General features: G+C 71.3%; 11 protein-coding genes. 6 read left to right on the forward strand and 5 right to left on the reverse strand.

Translation table 11 applies throughout. The annotated features are described in order from the left end of the window. The first annotated feature begins 40 nt into the window (after window positions 1–40). Genes ACZ7HQ_RS11560 through ACZ7HQ_RS11580 form a run of 5 tightly spaced genes read left to right on the forward strand, consistent with a single transcriptional unit; the run spans window position 41 to window position 5,889 of the window. Entirely contained in the window at window positions 41–1,732 is a 1,692-nt protein-coding gene (locus tag ACZ7HQ_RS11560) for an IucA/IucC family protein (protein WP_470987384.1), read from the forward strand. After that, window positions 1,729–2,940, forward strand: a complete 1,212-nt coding sequence (locus tag ACZ7HQ_RS11565; protein ID WP_470987385.1) for a type III PLP-dependent enzyme — start codon at window positions 1,729–1,731, stop codon at window positions 2,938–2,940. Before ACZ7HQ_RS11560 ends, ACZ7HQ_RS11565 begins: the two co-directional genes overlap by 4 nt. Beyond that, window positions 2,937–4,244 (forward strand): MFS transporter, encoded by a 1,308-nt coding sequence (locus ACZ7HQ_RS11570; protein ID WP_470987387.1) that lies wholly within the window; start codon window positions 2,937–2,939, stop codon window positions 4,242–4,244. Before ACZ7HQ_RS11565 ends, ACZ7HQ_RS11570 begins: the two co-directional genes overlap by 4 nt. Window positions 4,245–4,268: 24 nt before the next feature. Further along, window positions 4,269–5,225 (forward strand): MerR family transcriptional regulator, encoded by a 957-nt coding sequence (locus tag ACZ7HQ_RS11575; RefSeq protein ID WP_470987389.1) that lies wholly within the window; start codon window positions 4,269–4,271, stop codon window positions 5,223–5,225. A 19-nt stretch (window positions 5,226–5,244) separates the two neighbouring features. Then, window positions 5,245–5,889 (forward strand): FMN-binding negative transcriptional regulator, encoded by a 645-nt coding sequence (locus tag ACZ7HQ_RS11580; protein WP_470987390.1) that lies wholly within the window; start codon window positions 5,245–5,247, stop codon window positions 5,887–5,889. Window positions 5,890–5,972: 83 nt separating this feature from the next. On the opposite strand, the gene ACZ7HQ_RS11585 is transcribed toward ACZ7HQ_RS11580, so the two are convergent. Continuing rightward, on the reverse strand, window positions 5,973–6,500 hold the full coding sequence (locus ACZ7HQ_RS11585) for a cupin domain-containing protein (RefSeq protein ID WP_470987391.1): 528 nt from the start codon (window positions 6,498–6,500) through the stop codon (window positions 5,973–5,975). An 80-nt stretch (window positions 6,501–6,580) separates the two neighbouring features. Here ACZ7HQ_RS11585 and ACZ7HQ_RS11590 point away from each other — a divergent pair, with 80 nt between their 5' ends. Then, window positions 6,581–7,432, forward strand: a complete 852-nt coding sequence (locus tag ACZ7HQ_RS11590; RefSeq protein ID WP_470987393.1) for a LysR family transcriptional regulator — start codon at window positions 6,581–6,583, stop codon at window positions 7,430–7,432. 89 nt (window positions 7,433–7,521) lie between these two features. Here ACZ7HQ_RS11590 and ACZ7HQ_RS11595 read toward each other — a convergent pair whose 3' ends face one another. Genes ACZ7HQ_RS11595 through ACZ7HQ_RS11610 form a run of 4 tightly spaced genes read right to left on the reverse strand, consistent with a single transcriptional unit; the run spans window position 7,522 to window position 12,427 of the window. After that, complete coding sequence (locus tag ACZ7HQ_RS11595) at window positions 7,522–9,195, reverse strand: glycoside hydrolase family 13 protein (RefSeq protein WP_470987394.1); 1,674 nt, start codon at window positions 9,193–9,195, stop codon at window positions 7,522–7,524. A gap of 37 nt (window positions 9,196–9,232) precedes the next feature. Then, window positions 9,233–10,066, reverse strand: a complete 834-nt coding sequence (locus tag ACZ7HQ_RS11600; RefSeq protein ID WP_470987395.1) for a carbohydrate ABC transporter permease — start codon at window positions 10,064–10,066, stop codon at window positions 9,233–9,235. Continuing rightward, window positions 10,063–11,118 (reverse strand): carbohydrate ABC transporter permease, encoded by a 1,056-nt coding sequence (locus ACZ7HQ_RS11605; RefSeq protein WP_470987397.1) that lies wholly within the window; start codon window positions 11,116–11,118, stop codon window positions 10,063–10,065. Before ACZ7HQ_RS11605 ends, ACZ7HQ_RS11600 begins: the two co-directional genes overlap by 4 nt. A 10-nt stretch (window positions 11,119–11,128) precedes the next feature. Next, window positions 11,129–12,427: an ABC transporter substrate-binding protein gene (locus ACZ7HQ_RS11610; protein ID WP_470987399.1), complete on the reverse strand. Its 1,299-nt coding sequence runs from the start codon at window positions 12,425–12,427 to the stop codon at window positions 11,129–11,131. Window positions 12,428–12,709: the final 282 nt, after the last annotated feature.

Below are 12,709 nucleotides of genomic sequence, written 5' to 3' on the forward strand. Positions count from 1 at the left end.
GACGACTCGTGCACCCCTTACGACGCACTGGAGCTCCCGCATGACCCTTCCCGCCGCCGCCCCCGACACCGTCGACGCCACCGGGGCGCACACCGCGGACACCGTCACCGCCCACACCCTGCTGAACTGCCTGATCCGCGAGGTGTCCGCCCCGGAGCACCAGGTGACGGTCGACGGCGACCACCTCCTGCTGCGGCTGCCCCGTCGCGACCTGTTGCTGCGGGCACGGCTGCGTCGTGTCTCGATGATCGGCGCCCACCGCTTCCAGGGCCCCGTCGAGCGGCTCGGCGACGACAGCGCCTGGGTCACGGTGGGCTGGCGGGAACTGGCCGGCCACGTCCACCGGGAACTCGAGCTGCGCACCGGCGTGGCGAACGGAGAGTTCCTGGACCAGGTGGCCGACAGCCGCGAGACCATCCGCACCGCCCTGGAGCACCGCGCCCACGGGCTGCCGCGGCAGGACCCCTATGTGGCGTCGGAACAGTCCCTGGTCTTCGGCCACCGCTTCCATCCCACGCCGAAGGCCCGCACCGGTGACCCGGTGGACTGGCTGGCGTACGGGCCGGAGACCGGCGCCCGCTTCCGCCTGCGTCATCTGGCCGTTCGCCGTCACCTGGTGCAGGAGGAGGGCGATCTGGGCGAACTCGAGGCGCTGTGCCCGCCGGGCGGCCCGGAATTCGTGACGCTGCCCGTGCACCCCTGGCAGTTCCGGCTGCTGAGCCGGCACGACCGGCTGCGTGCGGCGATGGCCGCGGGGGACGTCGAGGACATGGGCGTGAGCGGGCCCGAGTGGGTGCCCACGGCATCGGTACGCACCCTCTACCAGCCCGACGCCGACACGTTCCTGAAGTTCAGCCTGAACGTCCGCCTGACCAACTGCGTCCGCAGGCACGCCGGTTACGAACTGTCCGGCGCCGTCGCCCTGAACGGCCTGCTGGGGCCCGTCATGGCCCGGCTCGCCGAACGCTTCCCCGGCTGCGCACTGCTCGCGGAGCCCGGCTACCGCACCCTCGCCGCCGACGGCGACACGGCGCTGCTGGAAGGCCTCGGTGTCGTCGTCCGCTCCGGTCTGCGCACCCACCTGCGCCCCGGAGTGACGCCCCTGCTCGCCGCCGCGGTCGCGGACGAGTACCCCACCAGCGCCGCCCACGTCTCCCACCTGCTGGCCCGCGGCACCGGGGACGTACTGGCGTGGTGGGACAGCTATGTGCGGCTGCTGCTGCCGCCGGTGCTGGCCGCCTACTTCGACCACGGGGTGGTCCTGGAACCGCACCTGCAGAACGTCGTCGTCGCGGTGCACGCCGACGGCACACCCGCGCAGATGCTCTTCCGCGACCTGGAGGGCACCAAGCTCCTCCCCCGCCACCACGCGCCCCTGCTGGCCGCCCTGCCCGAGGACGTCCGCGGCCCCCTCACCTACGACGCCGAACGCGGCTGGAACCGGGTCGCCTACTGTCTCCTGGTCAACCACGTCGCCGAGGTACTCGGCGCCCTCGCCGACCTCGACCCGGCACGGGAGCCGGCGCTGTGGGGCGTGGTCCGCGACCATCTCGACGCCTGCGCCCGCAGCGCCGGCGGGCCGCCACGCCTGCGCGCCCTGCTCTCCGGGGTGCCGCTGCCCGCCAAGGCCAACCTCCTGCTGCGCTGGGCCCGCAAAGCCGACCGGCACGCCACCTATGTCCCCCTGACCAGCCCGCTCGGCGTGGACTTCCCCCGCGAGGTGACCCTGTGAGAGCTGCCCTGCTGCACCACGTCCGGCAGGTCGCTGACGACGACCTGCCCGCCTACGTCTACGACCTGCCCGGACTGCGTGAACACGCCTGCGCGATCCGGGCGGCGCTGCCGCGGCGCGTCGAGCTGCTGTACGCGGCGAAGGCCAACTCCGATCCCCGCCTGCTGTGTGCCCTCGCCGAGCATGTGAACGGGTTCGAGGTGGCCTCGGGCGGCGAACTCCGCCACCTCCGAGGCCTCTTCCCCGACGCGCCCATCGCCTTCGGCGGGCCCGGCAAGACAGCGGCCGAACTGGCCCAGGCCCTGGAGGCGGGGGTGCAGCGCCTGCACATCGAGAGCGAACACGAGCTGCGCACCCTGACGACCGTACTGGGCCACCGCACCGCGGACGTCCTGCTGCGCGTCAACGTTCCCGTGGCGCTCCGCTCGGTCGCGCTGGCCATGGGCGGCGGGCCCAGTCCCTTCGGCCTCGACCCCTCCCAGCTGGACCGATGCCTGCGGATCATCGCCGCCGACGGGCGGGTCCGGCTGCACGGGCTGCACGCCCACCTGGCCAGCGGCCTGGACGCGCGCGCCCATCTGGCCCTCGTCGAACAGATCATGGGCTGGGCGAACCGCTGGGCACACCGACAGGGGGTCACGCTGTCCGAGGTCAACATCGGCGGTGGCATGAGCGTCGACTACGTGCGCCCCGGTGCCGTCTTCGACTGGCCGGCCTTCGGTGTCGGACTGCGCCGGACGCTGGAGCGCCACCCCGGCCTGACGCTGCGGATCGAACCGGGCCGTTCGGTCACCGCCTACTGCGGCTGGTACGTCACCGAGGTCCTGGACGTCAGGTTCAGCCGCGGCGAGGCCTTCGCCGTGCTGCGCGGCGGCACCCATCACCTGCGGACCCCCGCCGCGAAGCAGCACGACCAGCCCTTCGAGGTCGTCCCCGACGACACCTGGCGGCGGCCCTGGGACCGTCCGGAGGCCCGCGACGAGCCGGTGACCCTGGTCGGACAGCTGTGCACGCCCAAGGACGTCCTGGCCCGCCGCGCCATGGTCGCCCGGCTGCGCGTGGGCGACCGGATCGCCTTCGCCATGGCGGGCGCCTACGCATGGAACATCTCCCACCACGAGTTCCTGATGCACCCCCACCCGACCTTCCATCACGTCGACGACGTCGACGCGCCGGTCGGGGACGCCCTCGCCGGCCGCACGGCGTGACCACGGACCGCCGGGTCGGCGGACGCGGCGGAGGCAGGACTGCGAGCGCGGCGCTGGACACGCTCACCGTGCGGCCCTTCCGCCGCTTTCTGCTGGGCCAGCTGACCTCCAACATCGGCACCTGGATGCAGCGCGCCGCCCAGGATCTGCTGGTCCTCCACCTCACCGGGAACAGCGGCGGCGCGGTCGGCGCGGTCACCGCGCTGCAGTTCCTGCCGCAGACCCTGTTCGGCCTGACCGGGGGCGTCCTCGCCGACCGGTTCCCCCGACGCCGCCTGCTGCTGGTCACGCAGACCGTCATGGCGGTGCAGTCCCTGCTGCTGGGGCTGCTGACCGTCACCGGGGCGGTGCGCCCGTGGTCCGTGTGCGCGCTGGCCCTCGCCCTCGGCACCGCCACCGCCGTGGACGGCCCCGCCCGCAACGCCTTCGTCTTCGAACTGGTCAGCCGGGACCGGGTGCCCGCCGCGGTGCGCCTGAACTCCGCACAGTTCAACGTCGCCCGGATCCTCGGCCCCGCCGCGGCGGGCCTGACCGTCGCCGTCGCGGGCACCGGCCCGGTCTTCCTCATCAACGCGGTCTCGTACGCCGCGGTCCTGTACGGACTGATCACCGTTCCGGCCGCCGCGCCGCGCGAGCACGGCGGGCCCCGGCGCGGCGGGCCCCGCCTGACCGAGGCGTTCCGCCACATCACCGCCACTCCGGAACTGCTGCTGACGATGACTCTCGTCGCCGTCGTCGGCACGTTCGGGCTCAACTTCCAGGTCACCATCTCCCTCGTGGCGGTCAAGGTCTTCCACTCCGGCGCCGCCGCCTTCGGCTGTCTCTCGGCGGCCTACGCCGCGGGCAGCCTCGCCGGCGCGGTCCTCACGGCCCACGGCGGGCGCCTGCCCACCCCCCGGGGCCTGGTCACGGCAACGGTCGTCTTCGGAGTGCTGGAGGCCACGCTGGGCCTGATGCCCGGCTACGTCACCTTCATGGCGTTGCTGATCCCCACCGGCTACGCCGCGGTCACCGTCACGACCACCGCCAACGCCCTGACCCAACTCCATGCGGCCCCGCACCTGCGCGGCCGCGTGCTGTCCGTCTACTTCCTCGTCCTGCTCGGCGGCACGCCCCTCGGCGCTCCCGCGGTCGGCCTGGTCTCCGACACCTTCGGTGTCCGCTCCAGCCTGGTCCTGGGCGGCACGGTCTCGGCGCTGTCCGCGCTCGCGGTCTCGGCGTCGGTGACGGAGCGCCGACGGCCGGACCAACCGGGACAGCGCACCGGACCGGAGCTTGACCTTGCCCCCGGGGGCAAGGTCTAGCGTGTGGGCAGCGAGGTGAGAGGCATGAGGATCAGTGAGCTCGCACGTCAGGCCGGCGTGACGACGAAAGCAGTGCGGTACTACGAATCGCTGGGGTTGATCACACCCGAGCGCCTCGCCAACGGCTACCGCGACTACACCGAGGACGACGTACGCCTCGTGCGGGAGATCAGGGCCCTGAACGACCTCGGCCTCCCCGTCGAGCGCACCAGGCCCTTCCTGGAGTGTCTGGCCGCGGGCAGCCTGCACGCGGACGACTGTCCCTCCTCGCTGGCCACCTACCGGGCGGCCATCGACGAACTCACCGAGCGCATCGAGGCGCTGAGGGCGCGCCGGGCGACACTGATCACCAACCTGCGGGTCGCGGCCCACCGGGGCAGCACGGTCGTGCCGCTCAAGGAGGCCGGGGCCGCCGGCGACGGCCACCTGACCCTGCCCGCGGACCTGCCCGTCCCCGCGGACGACGGCGCCGCCGCCCACCTGCCCGGTACGACGATGCCGCCCCTCGCGCTGCCGGACACCGCGGGCAGAGCGGTCCGCCTGCACGCACTCGGGCCCCGCCGAACGGTGATCTACGTCTACCCCCTCACCGGCCGCCCCGGCACCGACCTTCCCGAAGGCTGGAACTCCATCCCCGGTGCCCGCGGCTGCACCCCCGAGTCATGCGGCTTCCGCGACCACTTCCAGGACCTCCTGGAAGCCGGCGCGGGCCGGGTGTACGGGCTGTCCAGCCAGGACACCGACTATCAGAACGAGGTCGTGGAGCGGCTGGGCCTGCCCTTCGACATGCTCTCCGACCCCGCACTCGCCCTCGCCGACGCCCTCGGCCTGCCCACCTTCGAGGCCGACGGGACGAGGCTGTTCAGGCGACTGACGCTCGTCGTCCGCGACAGCGTGATCGAGCACGCCTTCCACCCGGTCTTCCCGCCGGACGAGCACGCCCACCAGGTCCTGACCTGGCTGCGCGAGAACCCCCTGTAAGGAATGACGGAGATCGACGATGTACGTGCCCAAACACTTCGCCCCCGACGAGGCCGCCGTCCGTGACCTGCTGGCCGGCCACGGAGCCGCCGACCTGATCACCATGACCCCGCAGGGCCTGCTGGCCACGCTGCTGCCCTTCGAGTACGACCCGGACGCCGGAGAGCACGGCGCCCTGATCGGGCACATGGCCCGGGCCAACGACCAGTGGCGCGAACCGGTGCAGGGCGAGGCCATGGTCATCGTCCGCGGGCCCGACGCGTACATAACGCCGACCTGGTACGCGACCAAGCGCGAGCACCATCGCGTCGTGCCGACGTGGAACTACATGACCGCGCACGTCTACGGACACCTGGTCGTGCACGACGACCCGGCGTGGATCGAAGCGCAGATGCGCCGGCTGACCGACCGGCACGAGGCCGGCTTCGACGACCCCTGGTCCGTCGACCAGGCCCCCGCGAAGTTCATCGAGCACCAGCTGCGTGCCGTCGTCGGGGTCGAACTGCTCATCAGCCGCGTCGAGGGCAAGTTCAAACTCAGCCAGAACCAGCCGCGGGAGAACGTCGAGGGAGTCGTCGAGGGTCTCGAAGCCCGCGACCGGGCCGGTGACCGCATGATCGCCGCCGCGGTACGTGCCCACAACCCGCACGCCGCCCCCGCCTGACCGCACCGGAAGCCGCACCCGACCCCCTAGGGTTCCCGCGCGCCTGCTGAGAGTCAGTCCGGAGACCGTACGGCGGTATCGGCTCAACGGGGCGGACAAGCCGTCGTTTCCGGGGGTCGGGTGAAGTCGGTGGCGGGTTCGGTGGCGTAGCGGCTCATCGTCCGGGCGTACTCCTGCGGCGTCGGTGTCCGGCCGCCGGCCATCATGTCCTGCAGGTCCCGGAAGTACTGCACGTACAGGTCGGGCGTGAACGTGCTGAGCATGACGGCCGGCCGGTCGGTCGGGTTGGCGAAGGTGTGCGGGGCGCCGGGCGGGACCATCACGAGCGTGCCCGCGGTGGCGTCGTAGTCCTTGTCCCCGACGGTGAACCGCACGGTGCCGGAGATGATGTAGAAACCCTCGTCGTGCCGGGCGTGGCGGTGCTGCGGCGGTCCGGCCGTGTGCGGCGCGAGGACCGACTCGGCGATCCCGAGGCGGTGCCCGGTGGTGCTGCCGTCCTCGAGGACGCGCATGCGTGTGGTGCCGAGGAGGATGGTCTCGCCGTCGTCCGGACCGACCACCGATACGGCGGGGTCGGAGGTCGGCTCACTGGTCCGCGGTTCGTCGGTCATGTGTCGATTCCACGGCCGGGGCACCGCGCCTGTCCAAGACCTCTTCCGCGCTGTCGATACCGTATGGGTATCGTCGCAGCATGGAGCTGCGCACGCTGCGGTACTTCGTGGCGGTCGCCGAGGAACTCCACTTCGGCCGGGCCGCCGTCCGACTGCACATGAGCCAGCCGCCGCTGAGCCGGGCGGTCAAGCGGTTGGAGGCCGAGGTCGGGGCCGCGCTGTTCGAGCGGTCCTCGGCCGGCGTCGCGCTGACTCCGGTGGGGACGGTGTTGCTCGACGAGGCGCGCGCCCTGCTTCAGCACGCCGACCGGGTGCGCACCCGCGTCACCGCGGCGGCCGGCTCAGCGGCGATCACGGTCGGGATCCTCGGTGAGAGCACCGACCCGGGCGTACGGCGGCTGGCCGACGCCTACCGCCGACGGCATCCGCAGGTCGAGGTCCGCGTCCGCGAGACCGACCTGACCGACCCCACGTGCGGGCTGCGCACCGGACTGGTCGACGTGGCACTGACCCGTGGACCGTTCGACGAGACCGGTCTGACCGTGTGCGAGCTGCGTACCGATCCGGTGGGCGCGCTCCTGCGTGCCGACGATCCCCTGGCCGGCCGGGCCCGTCTGAAGCTGGCCGACCTGGCCGACCGCCGCTGGTTCCTGTTCCCGGAAGGCACCGATGCCCTCTGGCAGTCGTACTGGAACGGCGGAGAACCCCGCGAGGGCCCGGTGGTGCGCGCCATCCAGGAATGCCGGCAGGCCGTTCTCTGGAACGGCACGGTCGGCGTGACTCCTCTGGACCACGAGCCGGGCGAGGGCCTTGCCGTGGTGCCGCTGGTCGACATGGCGCGCAGTCCGTTGGTGGTGGCGTGGAACGAGGGCGACACCGATCCGCTGCTCCGCTCCTTCGTCCAGCTGGCGACCGCCGCCTGTCACGGCTGAGATCGTCAGCCGTGCCAGGCGGCGGGCGCACCTCCGGTCGCCGTGGGCCGCAGGCGCGCCGCGGGGGGCGGCGGGCCCAGCGATCCGCCCTACAGCGCCAGCCAGGCCGCTTGGTCGGGTTCGAGCAGGCCGTTTTCGAGGGGCGCGCCGGCCAGCAGGACCGAGGTGTGGGCGGGCAGCCGGCAGGCCGCGGGCGAGAGGTTGACCACGCAGGCGAAACCGGGGTCACGGGTGAAGGACAGGACGCCCTCCGGGGCGTCCAGCCAGGTGAGGGTGCCGTCGCCGAGCGCGGGGTGGTCGCGGCGCAGGCGCAGGGCGGCGCGGTAGAGCTCCAGCATCGATGTGGCGTCGCCGGTCTGGGCCTCGACGCTCAGCTCGGCCCACGCGGCCGGCTGGGGCAGCCAGGGTGCGGCGGACGCGTCCTCGGGGCTGAAGCCGTACGGTGCCGTGTTGCCGGACCACGGGATGGGCACGCGGCATCCGTCGCGGCCCCGGTCGGTGTGTCCGGACCGCTCCCAGACGGGGTCCTGGAGCACGTGCTCGGGCAGGTCCTCGACCTCGGGCAGGCCCAGCTCCTCGCCCTGGTAGACGTAGGCGCCGCCGGGCAGGGCGAGCATGAGCAGGGCCGCCGCGCGGGCGCGCCGGGTGCCCAGCGCAAGGTCCGCGGGGCCTTCGGGACGGTACGGCTCGTTGGCCGTCCACCGCCTGACCGTCCTGCGGCCGTAGCGGCTCGGGTGGCGCATGACGTCGTGGTTGGACAGCACCCAGGTGGCCGGCGCGCCCACCGCGCCGAGCATGGCGAGGGAGTCGTCGATGACGGCGCGCAGGTCCTTCGCACTCCAACCGGACATCAGGAAGTCGAAGTTGAACGCGGTGTGCAGTCCGTCCCGGCGGACGTAGGCGGCGAGCCGTTCGGGGGTGTCGGCCCAGGCCTCGGCGACGAACGAGCGGTCGCCGGGGAACTCGTCGGCGACCTTGCGCCAGGCACGGTAGATGTCGTGGACCTCGTCGCGGTCCCAGTGGGGGTGGTCGACGTGCTGCCGGGGCCGCGCGTCCGATGCCTCGCGGGGGGCGAGCGGGCCCAGCACCGCCGGCTCCTGACGGGGTGGCAGGTCGGGCAGCTCGGGGTGCTTGACGAGTCCGTGGGCGACGTCGATGCGGAAGCCGTCCACGCCCCGGCTGAACCAGAAGCGCAGGATCGACTCGAACTCCGCGTGGACCTCGGGGTGTTCCCAGTTGAGGTCGGGCTGCTGCGGGGCGAACAGGTGCAGGTACCAGTCGCCGTCGGGCAGCCGGGTCCAGGCGGGGCCGCCGAAGCAGGAGACCCAGTCGTTGGGCGGTTCGGCGCCGTCGGTGCCACGGCCGGGCCGGAAGACGTAGCGCTCGCGCTCCGGGCTGCCGGGCCCGGCCGCCAGGGCTGCCTGGAACCAGACGTGCTGGTCGGAGGTGTGGTTGGGCACGATGTCGGGGATGACGCGGATGCCGTGCCGGTGTGCCTCGGCGATGAGTTCCTCGGCCTCGGCCACGGTGCCGAACAACGGGTCGATCGCGCGGTAGTCCGCGACGTCGTAACCGTGGTCCGCCATCGGTGACTTGTACCAGGGGTTGATCCAGATGGCGTCGATGCCGAGCGACTTCAGATACGGCAGACGGGAGCGGATGCCGGCGATGTCACCGACGCCGTCACCGTCGGCGTCCGCGAAACTGCGGATGTAGACCTGGTAGATGACGGCGCTGCGCCACCACGGTGCGGTGCTGGGCATGATGTGGAGTGGGCCCTTCGGGAGTACGGGACAGGGGCTACTTGGCTGCGCCGGCGGTGAGTCCGGCGACGATGCGACGCTGGAAGAGCAGCACCATCACCACCAGGGGGACGGTGACCAGGACGCCCGCCGCCATCTGGCTGCCGAACGGCGTCTCGAACTGGGTCGCGCCGGCGAACTTGGAGATGGCGACCGGTGCCGTCTGCATGGCGGACTTGTTCGTCATCGACAGGGCGATGAGGAACTCGTTCCAGGCGGCGATGAACGTGATGATCGCGGTGGTGAAGATGCCCGGAGCGGCGAGCGGGACGATGACCTTGCGGAACGCCTGGCCGCGGGTGCAGCCGTCGATCATCGCCGCGTGTTCCAGTTCGTCCGGCATCTGCCGGAAGAACGTGGTGAGGTTCCACACCGCCAGGGGCAGCGCGAACGACATGCTCGGCACGATCATCGCCTGGTAGGTGTTGATCCAGCCGATGTCGGTGAACAGCTTCAGCAGCGGCACCACGATCGACACCACCGGGAACATCGACGTGGCGATGATCAGCGTGAGGATCAGCCGCTTGAACCGGAACTCCAGCCTCGCCATCGCGTAGGCGGTGAACGTGGCCAGCAGCAGCGCCAGAGCGGTGGTGATGCCCGCCACGATCAGGCTGTTGAGCAACGCTCGCGTGAATCCCTGCGACGGGTCGAACACCGCGCGGTAGTTCTCGAACGACACCGGGGCGGGCAGCAGCGAGGTGTCGAAGATGTCGGAGGTGCGCCGGAGGCTGGAGACCAGCATCCAGTAGAAGGGGGCCAGGCAGTAGGCCACCACCGCGGCGACTCCCACGTACAGCAGCCGGGTGCGCCAGGTCGCTGTGCGCGTCATGCCGCCACCCCCGTCCGGCGCCGGGCCAGGATGCCCCGCGGCCTCCTCCGGTTCGCCTTCCGGCCCTCGCTGTCACCGACGAGATCGGCGCCGAGGAGCCGGACGAAGGCGAGCGCGATGAGCAGGACGTAGAGGAAGAGGATCACCGCGTAGGCGGAGGCCGGTCCGAAGCGGACGTTGGAGGCCTCGTTCTGCGCGAGCATGGACAGGGTTTCCACCGAGTTCTTCTGCGCGCCGACGAGGATGTAGGGCAGGTCGAACATCCGCAGTGCGTCCAGGCAGCGGAACAGCACCGCCACCAGCAGGGCGGGCTTCACCAGGGGCAGGGTGACGTGCCAGAACCGCCGCAGGGCGCCGGCGCCGTCGATGCGGGCGGCCTCGTGGACCTCCTTCGGGATCACCTGCAGGCCGGCCAGGACCAGCAGGCCGATGAAGGGGGCGGTCTTCCACACCTCGGCGACGATGACCGCGACCTTGGCGTGGAAGCCCTCGGTGGTCCACAGGATCTGGCGTCCGAGGATCGCGTTGGCCACGCCGTTGCTGTTGAAGATCCATCGCCACAGCAGGCCGGAGATCGCCGTGGGCACCGCCCAGGGCACGAGGATGCCCGCCCGTACCAGGGCGCGGCCCCGGAAGGCCTGGTGCATGATCAGTGCCATGGCCACACCGATCACCGTCTCCAGTCCCACGGTGACGACGGTGAAGAACGTGGTGTTCCCGAAGGCGTTCCAGAACCGTGCGCCGTCGGCGCCGAGGATGCCGGCGTAGTTGTGCAGGCCGACGAAGGGCTCGGTGGTGCGGATGAAGCCGGTCCTGGGGTCGAGGCCCTTGGGTCCGTAGAGCGACTCGTGCAGCGCCATGAGGGTCGGATAGAGCACCACGACGGTCAGCACGAGGAGCGTCGGGGAGACCAGCAGGGCCGCCATCCGGGCCGAACCGGCCGTGGCCCGGGCGCGCGTGCGGCGCCGGGTGCGCGTCGGCGTGGCGGAGTGCCGGGAGGGGCCGCCGCGTTCGTGCAGCGTGGTGCCGGGCGGGATCGTCGTGTCCGTCATCGCCCGCTCCTCACTGCGCCGTGGACTTCTGCAGCGCGCTCTGCAGGTCCTTGAGCGCCTGGGCACTGCTCTTGTCGCCGGTCAGCGCGGCGTAGGCCTCCTGCTGGACCGCCGAGGTGGCGTCGCCGTACTGCACGACCCGCGGCCTGGGCACGGCGTGCAGGATGGACTGCTTGAGGACGGGCAGGTACGGATACCGCTTGACCAGCGAGGGATCGTCGTACGACGTCGCGTACGGCGGGGCGAGGGAGGCGTCCTTCAGGAAGGTGTCGGTGCTGTCCTCGCTGCTGAAGAACTTCATGAAGTCCAGGGCCGTGGCCTTGTTCCTGGCGAAGGACGACAGGGCGAGATTGTGGCCGCCCAGGCTGGAGGAGCCGGGTCCGTTCAGGCCGGGCAGCGGCGCGACCGCGAACCTGCCGGCCTGCTTGCTCTTCTGGGTCAGCGCGTACATGTAGGGCCAGTTGCGCAGGAAGACCAGTTTGCCGGACTCGAACGCCTGGCGGCCGTCCTCCTCCTGGTAGGTGATGGCCTCCTTGGGGATCGTGCCGTCCTTGACGGCGCCGACGAGGAAGTCCAGGCCCTTGCGGGCGCTCGGCGTGTCGACGTCCGGCCTGCCGCTCGCGTCGGTGACGACACCGCCCGCGGAGTTCACGGCCTCGGCGAAGTTGACCGTCAGGCCCTCGTACTTCTGGAACTGACCGGCGTAACAGGACATGCCCCTGGCCTCGGGCAGCTTCTTGACCTTGGCGCAGTCGGCCGTCATCCGGGACCAGGTGGTGGGGGGCTCGGCGATGCCGGCCTTCTTCAGCAGGTCGGTGCGGTAGTACAGCAGGCCGCCGTCCGAGCTGGCCGGGGCGGCGTACAGGCCGCCGCGGTACTTCGCCGTCTCCACCACGGGCTTGAGCATGCGCCGCAGCGGGAACTGCTGCTCGGGCAGTCGGTCGATCCACTGGTGGGCGGCGAACTCCGACGTCCACACGACGTCCAGGGAGAGCACCGTGTAGGCATCGGACTTCGTCTCCGCGTTCTGGATCATCTGCTGTCGCTGCGAGTCCGCGTCCGTCGGCAACTGCACGAAGGTGACCTTCTCCTTCGGGTGCAGGGTGTTCCAGCGGTCGATGACCTTCTGCACGACGCCGGAGGTGTCCTTGCCCGCCACGTACGTGATGGGGCCACGCCCCTTGAAGGACATGCTCTCGGCCTGCTCCCCGGAGCCACTGCCACCGCCGGAGCCGCAGGCGGTGAGGAGAAGCGCGGCGGCGATGAGCGCCGACGAGCACTGAACGGCTCTGGTGGTCTGGGTCTTCACTGTCTCTCTCCTGGTCGTGCGGAACCGAAGGCGTGACTGATCGCCCGTGTGAGACTGTGCTGTCACGGCACTCTGCGCGTTGAAGACACAGGTCAAGGCCTTGAATGAGGGCTTCATGACGATGGCGTCGACCTCGCCGTGACAACGCTTGCACGCTAGGAGTGCACCTGGGTGAAGTCAATCCGTAACTCACCGGTATCCCGAACGGATTTGCATGCGGTGCGCAGCCTTTTACCTGACAAAACGGGGCATACCCTCGCCTCACCGTGTGGCGTGACAGCG

The sequence above is a fragment of the Streptomyces sp. NPDC037290 genome (assembly GCF_055603245.1).